19 protein-coding genes are annotated in these 20345 nt (G+C 50.8%); 15 read left to right on the top strand and 4 right to left on the bottom strand.

Annotated elements, in window-relative coordinates; translation table 11 throughout:
• Positions 1–84: 84 nt before the first annotated feature.
• Entirely contained in the window at positions 85–2934 is a 2850-nt protein-coding gene (locus AC8GE9_RS03440; protein WP_506675709.1) for a S8 family serine peptidase, read from the bottom strand.
• A 165-nt stretch (positions 2935–3099) separates the two neighbouring features.
• On the opposite strand from AC8GE9_RS03440, the gene AC8GE9_RS03445 reads away from it, so the two are divergent.
• The 4 genes from AC8GE9_RS03445 (at position 3100) to AC8GE9_RS03460 (ending at position 5756) form a co-directional block, all read left to right on the top strand.
• On the top strand, positions 3100–4092 hold the full coding sequence (locus AC8GE9_RS03445) for a Bug family tripartite tricarboxylate transporter substrate binding protein (protein ID WP_506675710.1): 993 nt from the start codon (positions 3100–3102) through the stop codon (positions 4090–4092).
• Positions 4093–4114: 22 nt separating this feature from the next.
• Positions 4115–4990 carry a glutathione-dependent disulfide-bond oxidoreductase gene (yghU, locus tag AC8GE9_RS03450; RefSeq protein ID WP_506675711.1) on the top strand — a complete coding sequence of 292 codons (876 nt, stop codon included), beginning with the start codon at positions 4115–4117 and terminating at the stop codon, positions 4988–4990.
• A 92-nt stretch (positions 4991–5082) separates the two neighbouring features.
• The gene (locus tag AC8GE9_RS03455; RefSeq protein ID WP_506675712.1) at positions 5083–5562 is read left to right on the top strand and encodes a HipA N-terminal domain-containing protein; all 480 of its coding nucleotides are present in this window, start codon (positions 5083–5085) and stop codon (positions 5560–5562) included.
• Positions 5526–5756 (top strand): hypothetical protein, encoded by a 231-nt coding sequence (locus AC8GE9_RS03460; protein ID WP_506675713.1) that lies wholly within the window; start codon positions 5526–5528, stop codon positions 5754–5756. Before AC8GE9_RS03455 ends, AC8GE9_RS03460 begins: the two co-directional genes overlap by 37 nt.
• A 17-nt stretch (positions 5757–5773) precedes the next feature.
• On the opposite strand, the gene AC8GE9_RS03465 is transcribed toward AC8GE9_RS03460, so the two are convergent.
• Both AC8GE9_RS03465 and AC8GE9_RS03470 read right to left on the bottom strand, forming a co-directional pair.
• Positions 5774–6769 (bottom strand): Bug family tripartite tricarboxylate transporter substrate binding protein, encoded by a 996-nt coding sequence (locus tag AC8GE9_RS03465; protein ID WP_506675714.1) that lies wholly within the window; start codon positions 6767–6769, stop codon positions 5774–5776.
• 32 nt (positions 6770–6801) lie between these two features.
• Positions 6802–7692 carry a TauD/TfdA dioxygenase family protein gene (locus AC8GE9_RS03470; protein WP_506675715.1) on the bottom strand — a complete coding sequence of 297 codons (891 nt, stop codon included), beginning with the start codon at positions 7690–7692 and terminating at the stop codon, positions 6802–6804.
• A 202-nt stretch (positions 7693–7894) separates the two neighbouring features.
• Between AC8GE9_RS03470 and AC8GE9_RS03475 the strand changes: the two genes are divergently transcribed.
• The 11 genes from AC8GE9_RS03475 (at position 7895) to AC8GE9_RS03525 (ending at position 19903) form a co-directional block, all read left to right on the top strand.
• Positions 7895–8584 carry a GntR family transcriptional regulator gene (locus AC8GE9_RS03475; RefSeq protein ID WP_506675716.1) on the top strand — a complete coding sequence of 230 codons (690 nt, stop codon included), beginning with the start codon at positions 7895–7897 and terminating at the stop codon, positions 8582–8584.
• Between the two features lie 110 nt (positions 8585–8694).
• Positions 8695–9684 carry a Bug family tripartite tricarboxylate transporter substrate binding protein gene (locus tag AC8GE9_RS03480; protein ID WP_506675717.1) on the top strand — a complete coding sequence of 330 codons (990 nt, stop codon included), beginning with the start codon at positions 8695–8697 and terminating at the stop codon, positions 9682–9684.
• Positions 9685–9727: 43 nt separating this feature from the next.
• A complete protein-coding gene (locus AC8GE9_RS03485; protein WP_506675718.1) occupies positions 9728–10870 on the top strand; it encodes a mandelate racemase/muconate lactonizing enzyme family protein in 1143 nt (380 codons plus the stop codon).
• 48 nt (positions 10871–10918) lie between these two features.
• Positions 10919–11848, top strand: coding sequence for a fumarylacetoacetate hydrolase family protein (locus AC8GE9_RS03490; protein ID WP_506675719.1), 930 nt, complete (start codon positions 10919–10921; stop codon positions 11846–11848).
• Entirely contained in the window at positions 11835–12803 is a 969-nt protein-coding gene (locus tag AC8GE9_RS03495; protein ID WP_506675720.1) for an NAD(P)-dependent oxidoreductase, read from the top strand. Before AC8GE9_RS03490 ends, AC8GE9_RS03495 begins: the two co-directional genes overlap by 14 nt.
• A 6-nt stretch (positions 12804–12809) precedes the next feature.
• On the top strand, positions 12810–13952 hold the full coding sequence (locus AC8GE9_RS03500) for a mandelate racemase/muconate lactonizing enzyme family protein (protein ID WP_506675721.1): 1143 nt from the start codon (positions 12810–12812) through the stop codon (positions 13950–13952).
• Positions 13953–14201: 249 nt separating this feature from the next.
• Entirely contained in the window at positions 14202–14531 is a 330-nt protein-coding gene (locus AC8GE9_RS03505) for an NIPSNAP family protein (RefSeq protein ID WP_506675722.1), read from the top strand.
• 4 nt (positions 14532–14535) lie between these two features.
• On the top strand, positions 14536–16476 hold the full coding sequence (locus AC8GE9_RS03510; protein ID WP_506675723.1) for an FAD-dependent oxidoreductase: 1941 nt from the start codon (positions 14536–14538) through the stop codon (positions 16474–16476).
• Between the two features lie 44 nt (positions 16477–16520).
• Positions 16521–17489, top strand: a complete 969-nt coding sequence (locus AC8GE9_RS03515; RefSeq protein WP_506675724.1) for a tripartite tricarboxylate transporter substrate binding protein — start codon at positions 16521–16523, stop codon at positions 17487–17489.
• 34 nt (positions 17490–17523) lie between these two features.
• Positions 17524–18876 (top strand): MmgE/PrpD family protein, encoded by a 1353-nt coding sequence (locus AC8GE9_RS03520; protein WP_506675725.1) that lies wholly within the window; start codon positions 17524–17526, stop codon positions 18874–18876.
• Positions 18877–18922: 46 nt separating this feature from the next.
• A complete protein-coding gene (locus tag AC8GE9_RS03525) occupies positions 18923–19903 on the top strand; it encodes a Bug family tripartite tricarboxylate transporter substrate binding protein (protein WP_506675726.1) in 981 nt (326 codons plus the stop codon).
• A 45-nt stretch (positions 19904–19948) separates the two neighbouring features.
• On the opposite strand, the gene AC8GE9_RS03530 is transcribed toward AC8GE9_RS03525, so the two are convergent.
• The gene (locus AC8GE9_RS03530) at positions 19949–20344 is read right to left on the bottom strand and encodes a Zn-ribbon domain-containing OB-fold protein (RefSeq protein WP_506675727.1); all 396 of its coding nucleotides are present in this window, start codon (positions 20342–20344) and stop codon (positions 19949–19951) included.
• Position 20345: the final 1 nt, after the last annotated feature.

The raw sequence follows: 20345 nt of genomic DNA on the forward strand, positions 1-20345 counted from the left end.
GGGTACTTTTATTGTTTATACAACGTTCGGGCTAATCATTTCAGGGTCATCCAACGCCGCGAGGCACCTCCAATCCCGCGCGTTTTAAATCACATAAAAATCACTCGCTGAGAGCGAGTCCATCAGGCCCGTGAGTTGAGCGAATTGCGTCGCTACAGCCCCACCCAATCCATCCGCATCATAGAGCAGCGCGCCAGTTTGCATGTTGTAGATAATCCGATCGTCGCTCTGGGTCGCGGCACTGCCGAAGTTAAATGCCTCGTCAGTAATCTTGCCGTTTGCCGTAAATGCTTTGAAGTAGTTCTTGCTTAGCCAGATGGTGTCATCAACTGCGTTGAAATTGATAATCTGATCGATGTTGGTTGAACTGAGTTTTTCGTCGAACACGAACACATCTAGTCCAGACCCACCGTTCAGGATATCGTTGCCTAGTCCGCCATACAGTAAGTCATTGCCGTTACCACCGAAAAGGGTGTCGTTACCTGCCAAGCCCTTAAGCGTATTATTTGCAGCGTTGCCGGTTAAGGTGTTGTGTTCAGCATTGCCGGTCGCATTGATAGCCGCCGGGCTATTGAGCGTGAGGTTTTCGACATGCCGCGAGAGCACGTAAGACACGGCTGCCAACACCGTATCAGTTCCCGCTGCGCTCAGCTCGTTGACTAGGTCTGCCGTATGGTCCACGTAATAGGTGTCGTTGCCACCGCCGCCTGCCATGGTGTCGGCACCCGTGCCACCATCGAGAATATTGTTCGCAGCATTGCCGGTGAGTGTGTTCTGCAGGTTGTTGCCAGTGGCGTTAATCGACAGAGATCCGCTTAACGTCAACTTTTCAACATTGGCGGTCAATGCATAAGATAAGGCAGCAACCACGGTATCAATCCCGGCTGCGGTGTCTTCGATGACCCGATCGCCCGTGTTATCCACGTAATAGGTGTCGTTGCCTGTTCCGCCGATCAGGGTGTCGGCGCCGAGTCCGCCGTCAAGCTTATCGTTTCCGGCTAAACCACTCAATTGATCGGCCCCAGCCCCGCCTACCAATACGTCATTTTTGCTGCTGCCGACCAACACTAATGAATTACTTTTAGCCGTCATGTTCAGCGCATAGCTACCGACGCTGCTGGAGTAACCCTGCGCGCTCACAAAATAGGTCCCCGTGGTACTGGCAGTGAATGACAATCTTGAGTTTAAACCGACAGCATCATCGTTAACTAAGAGCTCAGTGCCGCGGCTATCCATCAGTCGCAGATAGCTATCGAGTCCCGAACCGGCAGCCGCATCAAGTGCAAAATCGTAGCGATAGCCACTGGCTAATTCGACTTTGAACCAGTCCTGGTCGCCGGCCAGAGCGATGAGGGATGTCTGCGGCGCGCTGGTGGTCAGTGTGGCTGTGGTGGCGGTAGTGCCAGTAATGTCGACCACCACAGGGGGGACTGTCGGTAGCAGACCCATCAGAGTCCCGATATCAAGCCGACCGCCACTGGCTGTCACCGACGTTAGGCTAGTGGTGGGGGCCGCACTCGCCAGCAATGCTTGCTGGATTTGAGCCGCGCTTGCCGTTGGATGCAGAGCGGCGTAGAGGGCCGCCGCACCGGCAACGTGCGGTGTGGCCATAGAAGTTCCGCTATAGCTGCCATACTTTCCACCGGGAAGTGTCGAATAGATCGACGAGCCCGGCGCAGCCAGATCGACCGTAGTCGCGCCGAAATTCGAAAACGAAGACAAACTACCCGTAGAGGTCAATGACGCGACGGCTATCACGGCCTCATAACCTGCGGTCATCGTGGTTGAGATATTAGACGGATAGTTGGCATACACATCGTTGTTCGTGGCTTCATTGCCAGCGGCGGCAACAAAAAGGATATCCTGGCGCGCTGCACGCGTGATGGCATCCGTCAACGCTTGCGAGGCGCCACCTCCGCCCCAAGAATTGTTGGTGGCAACAAAGTTTTCACCTGCGCTTGCCTGAGTCGCCGCAAAGGTAAAATAGTCGAGTGCTAGGATCGCGCCTGAGGTGGCGCCAGAGCCGGTCGCCGATAAGAACTTCAGTGCCACCATCTGCACGGCCCAATTGACCCCGGCGACCCCGCTACCGTTGCCCCCGATAGCGCCGATGGTGCCACTCACATGGGTGCCGTGGCTGTTATCGTCGAAAGGGTCATTATCGTTATTGGAAAAGTCCCAGCCGAGTAGATCGTCGACATACCCGTTGCCATTTTCATCTATGTTATTTTCCCAGCGTACGTCGTTGAGTAAATCACCGGCATCGATATAGCCGTTAAGGTTGATGTCTGTCACCCTGGTGGCATTTGCCCCATTGTTTAGATCGTGAAAAGTAATCAGACCATCAAGGTCTACATCGGTGAGCGCTGAGCGTAAGGCACTCGAGATCTCGCCCTGATTTAGCCAGACATTCAAATACAGATCGGGGTGGGTATAGTCGATACCGGTATCGATTACGCCAACAATACTTTTGCTTGAGCCGGTGTAACCGGCAGCCCAAGCTTCGCCAGCCTGACTGCCGTAGGCATTAGCGATAGTCGTTGCGTCGCCATACATGCCCCAGAGACCACCGTCCGTGTATTTGGGATCATTACTGAACATTTCGATGTAAACCACAGCATCGATGGCTGTTATTGGCTGGTCTCCATCAGGCAAGGCGGCGGGGTTTGCGGTGGGGTTCATCAGGGCCGTGGTTGGCGCTAGCTGCGCATACACAAGCGTTGCACTGAGTGACTGGTCAGTAAACGGTCCTAGCTCCGCCGTCACTAAACTGGAGAGCGCAAGGGTTGCGGTTTGACTGACGATGCTCGGGGTAACGACAGCCGTGTCGGCAGCGGGAACGACCTCGTTTGCCACGGTGCCCAGCTCATCCACATAAGAAAAATCAGACTCTATACCGCTGTCCAATAGGCCTTTCTTCTTGAGTTTCTTCATTTAAGCGTCTCAACTTTGTGGGGACTGGTATTAAATTATCATATTTAGCGTTAAACCAATGCATATTTTAGGTGTAAAAGATGGTTAAAAGTAAAAACGTTCCCGTTTGACCAAAAAGGGTATATTGATTGGATAAATCTATAACAAGCTAAAAGGGAGATACATATGAAAAAAACCCTCTTTGCCTCGCTGCGCACCGTTGGCTTAGGCAGCCTCACCGCATTGGCTTTACTGCCTCATTCGGTTGCGCAAGCGCAAGCCTCTAACTACCCAAACAAACCCATCACGATTGTGGCGCCCTTTGCCGCAGGTACGCTCACAGATATTTTGACGCGTACCGTCGCCAACAAACTCGCGATCGCCTTGGGCCAGCCAGTCGTCGCAGAAAACAAAACTGGCGCAGACGGCAACATTGGCGCAGCCTTTGTCGCGACTGCACCGGCAGACGGCTATACCTTATTAGTCGGTGCCACGAGTATCGGCTCGATTAACGTGTTGCTGCACAAAAATATTAAATACGATCCGCAACGTGATTTTGTTGGTATTACCAATCTCATCAGCGTGCCCAACGTTCTGGTCGTAGGATCGCATGTTCCTGCCAAGAACCTCAAAGAGCTCCTGGCACTCCAAAAGCAGAAAAGCTTTAGTTACGGCTCAAGCGGTGCGGGCGGCAGTATGCATCTGTCCGGTGAAATCTATAAAAAAATGGCCGGTGTAGAGATGGTCCACATCCCCTACAAAGGCACAACGCCTGTGATTAACGACATTATTGGCGGTCGCGTTGAAATGATGTTCTGTAACCTGCCGGTCTGCTTGTCCTTGATCAAGTCAGGAAAATTAACCGCTCTCGGTGTCACGTCCGCGACGCGTTCCTCGCTCTTGCCTGACGTGCCAACCCTTGCCGAGGCAGGCTTGCCAGGCTTTGATGTTAGCGGCTGGTTCGGTTTGTTTGCTCCTAAAGGCACTCCTCCAGACATCGTTGCCAAGCTCAATGCCGAAACCGTCAAAATCTTGAACGATCCTCAATTCAAAGAAGAGTTCTTGAACAGAGGTGCCATCACGATCGGCGGGTCGTCAGCAGCCTTTACAAAATATGCCGCAGACGAGCGCGTGCGCTGGGGCAAGATCATTGAAGAGGCAAAGATCACACTGGAGTGATGAATCTCTTATGATGAAACCCATGACAGATTCTAAAGATTACGTCCCCCCCAAAGTTTGGACTTGGGAGCAGCCCAACGGCGGCGCTTTTGCGCATATTAATCGGCCGATCGCCGGGCCGACGCACGACAAAGAACTACCCGTTGGCAAGCACCCTTTGCAACTGTATTCGTTGGGCACACCTAATGGCGTCAAGGTCACGATCTTGCTCGAAGAGTTGCTGGCGCTGGGGCACGCAGGCGCTGAATATGATGCTTGGCTCATCAATATCCGTGAAGGCGACCAGTTTGGCTCGGGTTTCGTCGATATCAATCCAAACTCAAAAATCCCAGCGTTGTTTGATCGCAGTGGCGCGCAGCCGGTGCGCGTGTTTGAATCCGGCTCGATTTTGCTTTACCTGTCTGAGAAATTTCAAGCTTTTCTGCCCAAAGGCGGCGTCGCCCGCACCGAGGCTTTGAACTGGCTGTTCTGGCAAATGGGGAGTGCGCCGTATTTGGGTGGCGGGTTTGGTCACTTTTACGCTTACGCGCCAGCGAAGTTTCAGTACGCCATTGATCGTTTCACGATGGAAACCAAGCGCCAGCTTGACGTCCTTGAACGTCGCCTGGCCGTCAGTGAATACTTGGGTGGCGATCAATATACGATCGCCGATATTGCGGTGTTTCCATGGTACGGCGGGTTGGTGAAAGGTTGGTTGTATGGGGCGGCCGAGTTTTTGAGCGTGCAAGACTACAAGCATGTTCAACGCTGGGCCGAGACTGTTTACAGTCGGCCCGCTGTCAAGCGCGGGCGCATGGTCAACCGCATGCATGGCGAGCCTTCAGAACAACTGCGTGAACGCCATGATGCCAGCGACTTTGACACTAAAACGCAAGACAAGATTCAACCTGCAAGCTAGTTTGCGAAGTGATCATTAAACATAAATAGTTGTTAACTTTATGATTAATTTACTAATATCTATGTATGCCAAAGATATCGCAAGCACTTTTGATGATACCGCCCCTAGTGCAGGCGCACCTGCGTCAGCTCGCCTTAACCTATCAACCTATTGATGAGATGAGCCTCTGGTGGTTGGCCCAATCTGACGCACCGACACTCGTCGGTCGCTTAGAATTTATCTCCACGCTACGTGGCGTTGGTTTGCGTTACGCCGCTAACTGGTTACGTCATGGGTTTGCACTCAGTGAAGACTTACCATTGCGCGACCATTCGTTTTTACCAATAGCCAAAGACTCTGCTGTAGGCGCAGTGGACGATGCTCGGCCCGACCGGTGGGGTGAGCGCATGATCCGTACGTTTGATCGGCCTGCGCGTCTATCCTTGATGGAGTATTTGTATTTTGCAGGGAATGATCGATTTGGTGCCTTGGGTGTTTCTCGCTCTCTCCAGCCTTTGATCTACTTCCGACAGGACAGGCACTCGGTTTTCAACAAATGCGTGTTGGCGCACAGGGTACGGAGTCAACCCTAAAAAATGCGATCTCCGAACACAGTTTGTTTGGTTTAACGTATGACGAGGCTGCTGCAGAAATCGCACGGGTCGCACGGTGTGTGGATGGTTGGGCGGCTCACTTTAAAGCAGCAGGTGTGTCGGGTTCGGATTTGATGCAGCTCGCTGCGCTGATAGATCGTCCGTTTCTGCGGGAGCAGCGGCTCGCTTGGTAGGCTGGGTCGAGCGCCTGCTAGTTCACAGTGATGCCTGACTGCTGAACCAGATCCACCCAACGCTGGTAATCCTTGCGAACGAAATCACCGAACTCGGCGGATGATTTGGGTGGGGATGGATCAACAACGAGCAACTCTAACCCTTTTCGGACGGCATCATTCTTGAGAGCATTCAAAAGTGATTCATTGAGTTTTTCAATAATATTTTTAGGGGTCCCAAGCGGTGCAAACAAACCCCACCAAGTTTTATTGACTAATTCATCGTAACCGAGCTCTTTAAAAGTAGGTACGTTGCTAAATGCCTTCTGGCGGGTTTCAGAGGTTTGCGCTAACGCTACCAGTTTCCCACTGTTGACCAAGGGCATCACAGCGGGCGGGGTCACAAACATCATATCGATCCTACCACCCAGCAAATCGTTCACTGCTGGCCCTGTCCCTTTGTATGGAATATGCAGTACCTCAACATCAAATTTTTTACCGAAAGAATAACCATCAAAATGCTGAGACAAGCCTATACCTGGTGAACCGTACGAAACAGTATTCTTCTTTTTGGACACTTCAACCCATTCATTTAAGGTCTTAATATTTTTCTCGGGTGTAATGACGAGAATGTTTGACGACGAACCAATCTCACCGATCGGTGCAAAGTCAGTAAATGGATCGTAGGGTTTGGGTTTACGCAGCGCGGGTACGATACCGTGGGTCGATACATGGCCAATCATAAAGGTGTAGCCGTCAGGTTTCGCGCGCATCAACATTTGCACCCCCAACGAACCCGAAGCACCTGCTCGGTTTTCTACGACGACAGACTGATTCCACATTTTAGTGAACTGATCCGCCAAGAGCCTTGCAATCTGGTCAGTCCCACTCCCAGCGGGTCCAGGAACAACAAAAGTCACCGGTGCATTAGGAAAAGACTGGGCCTGAATCGTCATACTCAACATCGCTACGACACAAACTGCGATGGCAGTCAGTCCGCGCAACAACATAAATTTATTGAAACGATTTATCATTTAAGTTATCCGTCGTACAGAGGTTGGATGAATCAGGCTGCTAAAACTTTTTCACCCGAAATTTGAGTACGCAACATCAATCTCCTGCTCGATGTGTCAAAGGCTTCTCTTCGGTGCATCGTACATCTGTTATCCCACAGCACCATATCACCGAGTTGCCATTTTTGACCCCAGGAGAATTTTGGCTGCGTCACGTGTGCCCATAATTGATTTAATAAGTCTTCACTTTCAGATAAAGATAAACCTGGGATATAGGCGCCCCTTCGACGACCTAAAAATAAACTTTGACGTTGACTGACTGGATGAAGGCGCACCAGTGGATGTCGCGCACCAACCGTTTGCGTTGGGTCATCGATATCTTTGAAACCCTTTCTTAACTCACCAGCGCTATTGCGACTGGCATCGTGAATGCAGAACAAGTTCTTGATCTTTTCTTTTAATTCTGGACTGAGCGTCTCATAGGCATCGTACATATTTGTAAAGTATGTATCGCCTCCGCTTGGCGGAAGCTCAACGGCATAGAGACAGCTTCCTTTGGGTGGTTGATCGACATAGGTCATATCTGAATGCCATACCGCCTCATACGCACCAAGCCCACCGATAGGCTTTCCATCCATCAACACATTAGAGATGATCGTGATCTCTGGCTTATCAACGTCAAAATAGGGATTTGTTTCTGAAGTGCTGATAGGCCGAGCATCCAGGTTGCCAAAGTTTTTAGAAAACTTAATCAAATCATCTGCCGAAAGCTTTCCAACCCCCCTAAAGCGCAGTACCAAGTGGTCGGTCCAAGCTTGCTCAAGTGCCTCACGATCAGCTTCATTTAAGGGTGTTGAAAAATCAATACCCTCGACATTCGCGCCGAGCGCTCCGTCTAGCGGTGTAATTTTTATACTGTGACGCGAGGCAGCGACTTGATTCATTTCTGATCTCCTGTGATGTTATGTCGGGCGCTGACGCGATCGACTTCTTGACGTAAGCATCGTGTTATTTTCATTCGATTTTATAGTTATTTTTATCCTCCATATTTAAATCGTGTTAATGATGAAAAAACTTTATGAATAGATCTAGCGTTGTTTTTGGAGCATCTGAGTACAATTCGGTCAAATATCTCCGGTCTAACGCATGATTTATCCTAAGTCTCTAAAGCCTATCGAGCGACGTACCCTCTGGGATCAGGCCTATCTGACTCTCAAAGCAGCGCTTCTTGAAGGGCGATACGCACCCGGTGCTCGGATCATTTTGCGGGATATGGCCGATGAGCTTGGGATCAGCTTGACCCCCGTTCGCGATGCGGTCAATCATTTGATCGCTGAAAAGGTGTTGGATCGTGGCGGAGTCGGTCAGGGTGGGGGGGCAACCGTTCCTCGGCTGGACGCGCAGCAGTTTGACCAACTGATGGCGATACGTTCAAGTCTGGAGCCACTAGCGACGGCTGCAGCGGCGCGTTTGGCAAGTTCCGAAGAGCTTGCAGGGCTCGAACGCTCCATGCTCGACATGAAAAAATCGATAGAGTCTGCTCAGGGTGCAAAATATCTTGCGGCGCACAATCGGTTTCATTTTGGTATTTACAAAATGAGTCAGTTGCCCATCGTTCAAGATGTCATAGAAGGCGCTTGGCTAAGGTGCGGGCCTACATTAAACCTCGCCCTGCCAGAATATAAGCCAGGGTTAAAACGTTATTCACATCATGTCGACGCACTCAATGCGCTCAAAGAGCGAGACGCGGCTAAAGCTGCGGCTGCGATTCATGCAGACATTGAAAGTGCTCGCGCAGATGTCTATGCGCTGCTGATCGACAGACAACAGAAATAATTTTTGCTCTAACAGTAGGGAGTAGGGGAGTTGGACCCAGTGTTTAAATGTTGTATGTTATAACAAACAGCATAATAAAATTATTTTTAATGAACTAGGAGACAGCTGAAATGAAACAGAACATATTTTCAAGCATTGCACGTTCGCTAATGGGATCATTGGTTGCACTGACGGTTGCGGCACCTGTGCTCGCACAGGCAACTTTTCCGAGCAGAGAGATTCGTCTGATCGTGCCATGGAATGCAGGCGGTTCAAATGACATTTCTGCGCGCGCTTTGTCGAGCATTCTCGGTGAAAAAGGGATCAGGGTTGTGGTGGAAAACGTTGCAGGCGCAACAGGCTCAATCGGTATGACGCGTGTCGCAAGGGCAGAGCCAGACGGTTACACCATTGGGATGGGCACGAGTTCGACCTTGGCGTTGATTGCACAAAATCTGACACCTTTACGCAATGCTGAATTTGCCTCGATCGCAAGAGTCACAACAGATCCCTTGCTGCTTGTCGTGCCCTACAACAGTCCGGCTAAAAATCTGGAGGAGTTCATCGCTTACGTGAAAAAAAATCCAGGAAAAGTATCTATTGGTACGCCTGGCAGCAATAATTTGAATCATATTTTTGCCCTCATGACGGGACGTATCGCGGGCAGTGAGATCATCGTGGCACCTTACACGGGGGGATCCCGCGTGATTGCAGACTTGGCGGGTGGTCAGATTAATGCCGCAGTGCTTAAGCCTTCGGAAAGTAAGGCGCAGATTGATGGCAAACTGGTGCGAGCATTGGGTGTATTTGCTAACGAGCCATTGCAGGCGATGCCAGACGTGCCGACCTTCAAGTCCAAGGGCTATGACGTCTTTCCTTATGGTCCTCTAGTGCAGATGGCTTACTTGGTCGCACCCGCAAAAACACCACAGGCAGTCCAAGATCGTTTAATTGCGATTTTTAGCGAAGCGATCCAAAGCGATCGTTTCAAAAAACTGTCGGCTGATGGAAGTGCGGTTGTCGACAATCTAACCGGAGCCGCCCTGAATAAAGAGGTTGTTGGCGTGACGGCGGCGCTCGTAGAGGTTGGTGAGAAAGTATTCGCCAATCAAAAGAAATAAAAATATACAGACCTTAGAACCCATCACGGATCAAATAGAACCCATGAGCATTATTAAAAAAGTGACTTGCCATGTCGTGGCAGCCCCAGTCCAGCGACCTTTCACCTCCTCAAGAGGGTGGCTTTATAAGACGAGAGGATCTTGCATTGTTGAAATTGAAACCAGCGATGGCATCGTCGGTTGGGGTGAGTGTTACGGGCCTTCACAAGTTGCACGTGCGTTTATTGAGACACAACTAGCACCTCACATTATTGGACGGGATGCGTTCGACGTTGAGGTGATTTGGGAGTATCTCTATAACCGTATCAAGGACTATGGTGGACGAGGGATGGTGACCAGTGCGATGAGTGGCATTGATATTGCGCTTTGGGACATCATTGGTAAGTCAGTGGGTAAACCTATTCACAAACTGATCGGTGGCTCATATCGAACAGAAGTGACTTGCTATGCCACAGGACTCTATTTCATTGATATGAATAGATTGATCGAAGAGGCCGTCGAAGAAGCCCTGGGATACCAAGAAGAGGGTTTCACTGCGATCAAGATGAAAATCGGTCTGGGCGATATGAAGCTCGACATCGAGCGCGTGGCGGCTGTTCGAAAAGCGCTTGGTGATAAGGCGCGACTCATGGTGGATGCTAATCACTGCTTTACGGTTCCACAGGCGATCCGTCTCGGTCGGGAGCTCGAAAAGCTGGGTGTAGAGTGGTTTGAGGAGCCTATTTCTCCAGAGGATCTTGACGGCTATGTTGAAGTCACTCGGGCTTTGGATATGGCAGTAGCCGGGGGCGAAAATGAGTTCACGCGCTGGGGCTTCAGAGATATCGTTGTGCGAAAGGCAATGGATATTATTCAGCCGGATGTTTGTGCAGCAGGCGGCATCAGTGAGTGCCGCAAGATTGCGACCTTGGCGAGCGCCCATGGTGTCGAGTGTGTGCCGCATGCCTGGGGCTCAGCGATTGGGTTAGCGGCAACCTTGCACTTTTTGGGCGCACTTCCTGATCAACCTCCAAGCTATCGTCCCTTTCCCCCTTTGCTCGAGTTTGAGCAATGTGAGAATCCTTTCCGTGACTACTTGTCTGTTGAGCCAATCGTTCAGAAAAAGGGCATTGTTCAAATTCCAACGGGTCCGGGACTCGGAATTGAGATCAAGCGTGAAATACTAGACAAGTATCGCGTAGCCTAAACATTTAGGCATCTCACTTCAAAATTTGAAGGATCAAGGATATCGTTCATGCGCTTTGTTACCTTTGTTTCAAAATCAAACGGCAGTATTGGTAAAAGTGAGAGCACCCCTCGCGCAGGGGTGCTTTTGACTGACTCACACCAGGTTCTCGATCTGGGGCACGAAGCTTGTTTGGATTTGCTTGGTTCTACTCAACCTTGTTTGCTGACGATGATCGAGCAGGGCTTGCAGGTTTGGCAGTCGCGCATTCATGCTTGCCGGTTTTCTGAGCAAGCGCTTGTGCCGCTTCAGTCAATACAGCTCTTAGCACCATTGCAAAGACCTGGAAAAGTCATGGGTGCTGCATTCAACTTTCGCGATGCCTTAGCGGAGAGAGGCATGGCCCCCCCCGCGGAGCCCGTCGTTTTCTTTCGTTCCGGGCAAACGGTCATCGGTCCAGATGAGGCAATACTTATTCCGCCTGATGTGGGCGATGTTGCTTACGAGGGTGAACTTGCTGCCATCATTGGACGCCGAGCCTTGTGTGTGTCAGAAGCTGAGGCAATGACCTATGTTGCTGGTTATACGATTCACAATGATGTGAGTGGATCAGGCTTGCTCAAGCGAGATAGTGGAAATTTTTTGCGCGGCAAAAATTTGCCTGCAACCGCTCCGCTGGGCCCATGGATTGCGACTCCAGATGAGGTGGTGGATCCGCATCAAATCAGAATCAAACTTGAGGTAGATGGACGCGTGCTGCAAGACGGTTCAACAGAAAATATGGTTTATCGTATTCCTCAACTCATCTCTTGGATCTCTCACAGGTTTCCCCTGGAGCCTGGTGATGTGATCGCGACTGGGACACCCGGTGGCGGAGCTTCAACCCATACCCCTGCGGCTTGGCTCTTGCCAGGACAAAAGGTGACAGTATCTTTGGAGGGCTTGGGACAGTTGGTCAATCCAGTCAAAAGAGGAGTGCCATTCTTTGAAGCACCATAATGCGCGTCCCCGAGTATTACTGACGAGTCCAATCCACCCGGAAATGCAGGCTTTATTGGCTGCAGAGTGCGACATTATTCTTGCACCTGACACTCAGGCGTCAACCTATAAGCGACTGATTCGTGATGTGCACGGTGTCATTGTTAGAAATCAATTGCCACCTGATATTTTTGAAGATGCACCACTGACGCACGCTGTTGTAAGACACGGCGTGGGTCTGGATATGATTCCTGTTCAGGCTGCTACAGAAAAAAAGATAGCGGTCGCGAATTTGCCGGGTTGCAATTCGCAAGCGGTTGCGGAGTATTGCCTTGCTGGCATGCTTGCCTTGCGACGCAACTTAGCAGGAATGGATGCGTCATTGAGAAAAGAGGGTTGGGCCAAAGCACGACCTGCTGCAGATCATTATTTGGAGCTCGGCGCAAGTACGCTAGGGATTGTGGGAGTTGGATCAATTGGTACTTTGATCGCTAGGATGGCCCAAGGACTTGGGATGAAGGTTCTTGGTCTGACGCGTCGTCCTGAAACACTGCCTGCAGGCGTGATTGCCGCGGACAAGGAGATGTTGTTTGCTCAGTCAGATGCTGTCGTATTGGCCTGCCCACTCACCGATCAAACGAGAAATCTCGTCGATCAAGTCACAATCGCCAAGATGAAAAAACGTGCGATTTTGATTAATGTGTCACGCGGTCCGGTTGTCGATACTGATGCGCTGGTGATTGCTCTGCGTGAGGGACGATTGGGTGGTGCCATGCTCGATGTCTTTAATCAGCAACCGCTCACCGGCGCAGAGCAAGTGTTTGATTGTCCCAACCTGATGCTGACACCTCATTGTGCGGGGATTACCGAAAGTAGCTCCTTCGTGACGAGTGAGGGTGCTGTTATGACGATGCTGGCGTTATTGAAAAATGAACGTCCTAGTAATGTTGTCAATCCTGAGATCTTTAAGGACTAAGCTCTAATGAAAATCACACGTATACAAGCAGTGCCGATTTCTTTCCCTGTGCCTGCTAACAAATCTGTCACGCTTGGTATTGGACGTAGCGTCAAACGTGATGCTGTGTTGATACGCGTCGAGACTGATGAGGGATTGACCGGTTGGGGCGAAGCACACCATGGCCGTTGTCCCGGTGCCATTGCGAAGCTCATTGACACCACGTTGAGCGAGTTGGTATTGGGAATGGATGCGACTGACGTAAATGGGGTATGGGCGCGCGTTTATAAAATGCAGATTGCAAGTCACGGTATGGGTGCAGCGGCCGTATTGGCGCTGAGCGGACTGGATCAAGCCCTCTGGGACATTCGCTGTCAACAAGCGAAGCAACCGCTCTATCGAATGTTGGGGGGGACTTCTAAACCGATCAAAGCGTATGCGGGTGGCATTGCCTTGGGTTGGCAGGATCCGGAGAGCTTGGTTCAAGAGGCCTTGGGCTATATCAGTGAGGGATACCGGGCACTCAAGCTTCGCATGGGAGACACACCTAAAAAAGATATTGCGCGAGTGCAGGCTGTACGCAAGGCTGTCGGCGATGACATTGAAATTCTGACCGATGCAAATACAAATTACACGTTGGAAGCGGCCTGCAGAGTGTTACCTGCATTTGCTGAAGCTCAGGTCGCTTGGCTAGAGGAGCCCTTTCCACCTCAGGATCGTCATGCCTACGCAACGCTGGCAAGAATGAGCAATGTTCCCTTAGCTGCGGGCGAAAATCACTACACGCGCTATGAGTTTGATACATTGATCGAAGACAATTGTGTTCGCTACCTTCAGCCCGATCTGTCCAAAACGGGTGGCATCACAGAAACGATGCGGATAGCTGCCATGGCTGGTGCAAAAAAACTGACTGTTAATCCCCATACGTCAGCAACGGCGATTAATATGGCCTGTAGTTTGCATTTGTTATGCGGCGTAGATAATCCCGGTTATTTTGAAGGTGATGTGACTGGATTAAATCCCTTTAGGGACCATCTCGCAGGTCAGGTCCCCTATAAATTAGACGCTAACGGATGCGTGGTTCCACCAGAGGGTGTGGGGTATGGCTTAACGCTGGACATGGACTTTATCCAGTCCCATCCATTGATCGAAGGACCTTGCTACGTTTGACGCTTTAATTGTGTTGCTGGCGTGTTGCGCAGCGCCCGAGGCAAAACGAAGTTCAGTGTATTGATATAAATAAATTGATACGATGTTTCATTATATAAAACATCGTATCAATTATATTAATAAATTAATATGATAATTTAATTTATTATCAATAATATATATATTATTTCATTCATAAAAAAAATATTACTGTAATATAGGTACGACGTGCACAAAAATTGACAGCTGATCAATGCGGGAGACAATCTAATGCTCTACGAATTACGTGAATATAAGGCAGTTCCGGGCATGCTTCCCGTGCTCCTTAAGCGCTTTGAAACTCAAGTGGCTCCCCTTATGGAGAAGCATGGCATCAGGTTGCATGGATTTTGGACAACGCTGATTGGTCCTGCAGCAAATGTGGCCCTCCACTATATGGTGCAATGGGAGTCACTTGCAGAGCGTGAACAAAGATGGGGTGCGTTCGTCAAGGACCCCGAATGGATCCGAGTGAGAGATGAGTCTGAAAAAGACGGTCCTTTTGTCGCCGAACTTTCGAGTTCGATCTTGGCACCCACCTCGTTTTCAAAACTCCAGTAAAAAAATGGAGGCATCGCAAACAAATAGCGGGAATTTTGTCACGCTATCTAGCCCAATTCAGCTTGGAAATAAGACTGTAAAAAACAGGTATGTGATTCCTGCAATGGGTACGGGGTATGCCACGGCTGACGGTTTAGTCACGCAGCAACTGATAGATTATTACGAGGCGCGTGCCCGAGGCGGCGCAGGCGTGGTGATTGTTGAGACAACAACCGTCGAATTTCCTCGAGGTATTCACGCCTCAAACAAGTTAGTGGCGGATACCGATCTGGCGATACCGGGACTGAGGGCACTTGCTACAGTCATTCGAAAGCACAACGCGCTGCCATTACTCCAGTTGAATCATGCAGGACGCATGGGCAAGACCAACATCAATGGGATTCATCCAGTGGCGCCATCGGCGATCGCGGGTCCCGGCGGTCAAGTGCCCAAGGCGCTCACGGGTGTCGAGATTCAACAGATCGTGAAACGTTTTGGTAAAGCCGCCAGTCGCGTTCAGGCCGCTGGTTTTGACGGCTGCGAAATTCACGCAGCCCATGGCTACCTGCTTGCGACTTTTGCTTCGAAGTGTTCTAACCATCGAACAGATGAGTACGGTGGCAGCCTCGAGAATCGCGCCCGTTTTTTGCAGGAAGTTCTTCGAGAAATCAGGACTTGCACAGGCCCTGATTTTTTGCTGATCTGTCGCATCAACGGTCAAGAGCTTGGTCATGCGGACGCCTTGACTCTCGAGGAGGGCCAAGAGTTGGCCGTGTTGATTGAGCCGCTGGTCGACGCGATTAGCGTTTCAATTCGCGGCTATGGCGCTGACAGTCTGGCTAATTATCCGGACATCCCCGGAGAGTTGCTTCCTGTTGCGCAGGCTATTAAGTCCGTTGTAAACGTTCCTGTGATTGCAGTAGGTCGTTTGTCTCCCGAAGTATCCGAGCGTGCGTTAATTGAAAATAAAGTCGATCTTATTGCCATTGGTCGGCAGTCTCTTGCCGATCCCGACACCCCGGCGCTGGTCACATCGGGTCGCGCCAACGAGGTTCGGCCCTGTATTGCTTGCTTTTACTGCGCTGACTGGGGTGCAAAAGTTGATAAGCCGATTGGGTGTCAGGTCAATGCTGCGCTCGGTAAAGAGGCGGATTACCAGTTCCATCCAGCGGCAGTTCCTAAACACGTCGTGGTGATTGGCGCAGGTCCGGCAGGACTAGAGGCTTCGCGCGTCTTAGCCCGACGCGGGCATCGTGTCACCTTGTTAGAGAAGGAACCCTTTCTGGGGGGCCAACTCGCACAAGCCACGATCCCGCCCCACAAAGATCGACTCACGCCGCTGCTGCACTATTTTTATAAGCAACTCGATCAACTCAAGGTTGAGGTACGTACTTCGGTAGAAGCAGATTGCGATTACGTACGCACACTAGAGGCCGACAGCGTGCTGTTCGCCGCAGGCGCACGTCAAGCAGTTCCGCGAATTCCTGGTGTGGATCTGCCGCACGTGATTTCTACAATGGACCTCTTGTATGGGCGAGCTATACCTGGAGCTTCTGCTGTTGTCATAGGCGGTGGGCTGACGGGTTGTGAAGTCGCTGAGTTTCTGGACGAGAGGGGCGTTCAGACAACGATCGTTCATCCGTATGACCAGCTCGCAAAAGAGGCGGGTGCCAACGAGCGCTCGCGTGCGATTTCGCACCTCATGGAGCGACCTGTCACTCTTTTGCTGCAGTCTCGCTGCACGGCAATCTTTCCGGGCGGGGTTCGGGTGCGTCAGTCTGATGGCACCGAGCGCGATATCTTTGCAGAGTCAGTCGTGCTTGCCTGCGGGGTGGTTTCGGATAGCGATCTTTACCAAGAGCTACTAGATGCTGACTTGGACGTTCACATGATGGGTGATTGTTGGCGACCGGGCATGATCGCGCATGCAGTCGCTGATGGCGCCAGATGGGGACATATGCTCTAGCGTCAACACTTTAAATACCAATCGTATTTCAATGGGAGACCACCATGTTTCAGATTCAACCGCGCAAGTTCTTAGTCGCTTTAATGCTACTGAGTTCGTTACTTTTAAGCTGGGGAGCCAAGGCTCAATTTCCAGATAGACCCATCACGTTGGTTGTGCCTTATGGGCCGGGTAGTGCGATTGATGCTGTGGCACGAGCGCTTGGGGTAGGGGCTCAAAAGTCTCTTGGTCAGCAAGTCATCATAGAGAATAAATCGGGTGCGGGTGGGGCTCTTGGTGCGGTATACGCCGGCCGTAAACCGGCGGATGGATACACACTCGCTGTGATTTCTATCAATCCCTTTGTCCTTTCGTATTTTTCCAAGGCCATGCCATTACATCCCGTCGATGACTTTACCCAAGTCATCTCGACCAGTCTTTATTTAATGGCAGTCGCTGTTCGTTCAGACTCCAAGATCAAGGATATGTCCGATCTGATGGAACAGATCAAAAACAATCCAGGTAAATTGACTTACAGCACGGCAGGTATCGCCTCAACAGGGTTTCTCAACATGGAGGAGTTCTCCGCACTGGCAAAAATTAAGCCGGTCCATGTACCGTATAAAAGTGGCGCCGAAGCGGTGTCCGCAGTGCTGGCGGGTCATGTGGACTTTTTTGCCGATGCGGCTTGGGCGCCTTTTCACAAAGACGGTCGTATGCGTCCGCTGATGATCTTTGCGAACGAGCGATCGAGCAAGTACCCGACGATCCCCGTGCCGACCGATATCGTCAAGGCCAATGTTCAACAGGGCTACCTGATGATTGTTGGTCCAAAAAATATTCCTGCCCCTGTTGTGCAACGTCTGCATGATGCCTTTAAGGTGGCCCTCGATGAGCCAGAGTACAAAACTGTCATAGACAGATTCAACATGGAGTCCATTTACGCAGGGCCGGAGGCAAGCCGCAAGGCCACCGCTGCGGCCATGCCGGCTCTAGAGGAAATGTTTATCACCTTGGGTCTGGGTAAACAGTAATGATGCATTGAGCATCGATCACACGGAGATTAAGATGACGCACGCAGTAGCCAATCGCCTCGCTGAGTTCACAGTCAAGACGCAAATCGGGGACCTCTCACCGCAGGCCTTGTTGTCTGCCAAGCAACTGGCGCTTAAAACAGTCGCTGGCATGCTGGCGGGATCGTCCATGGACGCAGGGGCACGTGTGGCCGGATTTGTTCGCAAGAACCCCGATGGCGAGCAGGTTGGTGTGGTGGGTCACGGCTTTAAAGCGTCGATGTGGAAAGCCGTTTTCGCCAATGCATTCTTTGCCCATCAGTCCGAGCTCGAGGATGATCGCTTAAATACGGGCACCTCGTGGGATATCACGACTTTTCCGATGCTGCTGCCGCTGGCGCAGGAGAGGGAAATGTCTGGGGCCGAGATGGTGGTGGCTTCGGCTGTTGGTCTGGAAGTGATGGCTCGGACCTGTCAGTTTTTCCCACAAGGATATCTTGGACTTTCTATTGTGCCGCCTTCAATTGGTCCCTCTGCGCTGGCCGCACGGGCGATGCAACTTGATGTCGCTCAAACGGCCGCCGCGTTCGGCTTGGCGATGTCCGGGATTCCGTTGTCATATGCTAATTTCGGCACAGACGCGCACTTTTTTGAAACCAGTATGCAGACCTTGCACGGCTTGACGGCTGCCCAAGGGGCTTCGCTTGGACTTTCAAGCAACCCTGACATCGTGCGTTTTCTAACAGGACTGCTTGGTAAAGAACGGGTGGATGGCGCACTCATCACCAACGGTTTGGGTCAAGAGTGGCAATTTACCGAGATTTGGGTCAAAAAATATCCCTGTTGTCTTTACACGCACCGTTATATCGACGGTTTTCTGGATCTCGTCCGTGAACACAACTTTTCCTACAGCGATCTGCAGGGCATTCGCCTCCATGTTGCTGCGGGCGCCATGGAGGTGTGTAACCGACCATCACCACAGACGGTAGGAGACTTGCAATTTAGTTTTCAACACATTATGAGTGCGGTTGCGATGGATGGCGATGTGAATTATCGACATATCCACAAGGACATCATTGGCGATCCTGAATATGTCCAGGCGCGAACCCAAGTTGAGGTGGTTGTGCGCAGTGACTGGAGTGCACGGCTACCGGTTGAAACACCCGCACTACTTGAAATCATGCTCAAAGACGGCCGTGTCCTGACAAACGCTAGGCAGTACCCCACCGGCACGATACAAGAGCCCTTGAGTCTTGACTTCGTCAAGGGGTTATTCAAGAAGTTTGTTGGCGAAAACCTAGCTGAGGCAGATAAGCAATTTGTCGCCAATGCAATCGGCGAGCTTGAAACACTGGATCGAAAGGATGTGCGTCATGTGCTGGGCATCCTGAACAGAGGTCGAACCTGACACCCCTATCACGTAACACGTCCGCAACCTTAAGGAAACGTTTCCAATGATGATCAAAAATTTTGTGCGTTCGGCAGGTATTTTTATTTTTGCGATTGCAGGATGGTCAATGACCCCCGCGCTTGCGAACGATTATCCAACTCGACCGATTCACCTGATTGTTCCTTTCGCAGCAGGCGGCATCACTGATATCTCGTCTAGATTACTGGGCGCAAAGCTCGGGGAAAAATTTTCCCAGACGGTTGTGATTGAAAATAGGGCGGGTGGCAACGCCGTGATCGGCTCGGAGTACGTTGCAAAATCTCCACCCGACGGTTACAGACTGCTGATGGGGACCATGGGTTCGAACGCAGTCAATGCTTCGCTGCGTAATGACTTGCGTTTTAGTGTCAAGGACGACTTTGCGCCTGTGTCCCTTGTGACAGCACAACCCTTGATTTTGGTGATCAATCCACGTTTAGGCGTCACGTCTTTGCCTGAGTTTATAGCCTTGATTAAAGCGAACCCTAACAAGTTCACTTTTGGTTCTGCAGGCGTTGGAACCTCTGCGCACATGGCGGGAGAGCTGTTTAAGTCTAAAGCAGGGCTGTCAGTTGTGCATGCTCCTTATAAAGGCAGTGCACCGATGCTCAATGACTTGCTAGGCGGACAGATCGACTTTGCCTTTGACTACGCGCCAACGTCGCTCCAGCATGTTCGTTCCGGTCGTTTGGTTGGGCTCGCGGTCACTGACTCAAAGCGCGCTGATTTTGCACCGAATTTGCCAACGATCAGTGAAGTGATTCCTGCCTTCCTCGTACTGGCCTGGCAAGGTATTTTTGCACCAGCCAATACGCCACAACCCATTCTCGATAAGTTAAGTACGGAAATTCAGGCCATCATGCGACAGCCTGATGTTGTTGCCCGTCTCAAGGATCTTGGCGCAGAGTCGGTTGGAAGCTCACGAGCGGATTTTAGCCGTTTTGTCGCTGCGGATATCGCTCTTTGGGCTGAAGTGATCAAGGCTAATGGAATTAAGGCCGAGTAGTTGTACTGCGTGAACCCAGCCAGGTGCTGGGTTCAGCACATTCTTTTATCGCGACAACACAAATTGAGCGAGTGGTTGCTCGACTGAAGGATCGATTTTTAGAAAAACTTGAGCACCAATTTTGAGGTGTTCAGTATCTCCCACAATATTGGTAATCATTTGAGGACCTTCCTCAAGTCGAACAATGGCGACATTGTAGGGGAGCTTATCTTTGAATTCTGGATGATAAGCAACATGGTAAATCACCCAACTCACAATACTTCCAACGCCACTTGCTTGTTGCCATTTGATGTCTTCACTCAGACATTTCGGGCATAAATATCTGGGCGGGAGCCAGTGATGTCCACATTTGCAGGCTTGGAATAAAAGTTGACCTTTCTTAAGTCCTGACCAAAATGGTGCGTTGATTTCATCGATATCGATAGAAATAGTATTGGTCATG

The organism is Zwartia lucis, assembly GCF_965234455.1.
GTDB lineage: Bacteria > Pseudomonadota > Gammaproteobacteria > Burkholderiales > Burkholderiaceae_B > Zwartia > Zwartia lucis.

Coding starts and splice junctions, on each gene's coding strand:
- AC8GE9_RS03440 (WP_506675709.1), bottom strand. CDS start 2,934: ATGAAGAAACTCAAGAAGAAAGGCCTATTGGACAGCGGTATAGAGTCT.
- AC8GE9_RS03445 (WP_506675710.1), top strand. CDS start 3,100: ATGAAAAAAACCCTCTTTGCCTCGCTGCGCACCGTTGGCTTAGGCAGC.
- yghU (WP_506675711.1), top strand. CDS start 4,115: ATGACAGATTCTAAAGATTACGTCCCCCCCAAAGTTTGGACTTGGGAG.
- AC8GE9_RS03455 (WP_506675712.1), top strand. CDS start 5,083: ATGATACCGCCCCTAGTGCAGGCGCACCTGCGTCAGCTCGCCTTAACC.
- AC8GE9_RS03460 (WP_506675713.1), top strand. CDS start 5,526: ATGCGTGTTGGCGCACAGGGTACGGAGTCAACCCTAAAAAATGCGATC.
- AC8GE9_RS03465 (WP_506675714.1), bottom strand. CDS start 6,769: ATGATAAATCGTTTCAATAAATTTATGTTGTTGCGCGGACTGACTGCC.
- AC8GE9_RS03470 (WP_506675715.1), bottom strand. CDS start 7,692: ATGAATCAAGTCGCTGCCTCGCGTCACAGTATAAAAATTACACCGCTA.
- AC8GE9_RS03475 (WP_506675716.1), top strand. CDS start 7,895: ATGATTTATCCTAAGTCTCTAAAGCCTATCGAGCGACGTACCCTCTGG.
- AC8GE9_RS03480 (WP_506675717.1), top strand. CDS start 8,695: ATGAAACAGAACATATTTTCAAGCATTGCACGTTCGCTAATGGGATCA.
- AC8GE9_RS03485 (WP_506675718.1), top strand. CDS start 9,728: ATGAGCATTATTAAAAAAGTGACTTGCCATGTCGTGGCAGCCCCAGTC.
- AC8GE9_RS03490 (WP_506675719.1), top strand. CDS start 10,919: ATGCGCTTTGTTACCTTTGTTTCAAAATCAAACGGCAGTATTGGTAAA.
- AC8GE9_RS03500 (WP_506675721.1), top strand. CDS start 12,810: ATGAAAATCACACGTATACAAGCAGTGCCGATTTCTTTCCCTGTGCCT.
- AC8GE9_RS03505 (WP_506675722.1), top strand. CDS start 14,202: ATGCTCTACGAATTACGTGAATATAAGGCAGTTCCGGGCATGCTTCCC.
- AC8GE9_RS03510 (WP_506675723.1), top strand. CDS start 14,536: ATGGAGGCATCGCAAACAAATAGCGGGAATTTTGTCACGCTATCTAGC.
- AC8GE9_RS03515 (WP_506675724.1), top strand. CDS start 16,521: ATGTTTCAGATTCAACCGCGCAAGTTCTTAGTCGCTTTAATGCTACTG.
- AC8GE9_RS03520 (WP_506675725.1), top strand. CDS start 17,524: ATGACGCACGCAGTAGCCAATCGCCTCGCTGAGTTCACAGTCAAGACG.
- AC8GE9_RS03525 (WP_506675726.1), top strand. CDS start 18,923: ATGATGATCAAAAATTTTGTGCGTTCGGCAGGTATTTTTATTTTTGCG.
- AC8GE9_RS03530 (WP_506675727.1), bottom strand. CDS start 20,344: ATGACCAATACTATTTCTATCGATATCGATGAAATCAACGCACCATTT.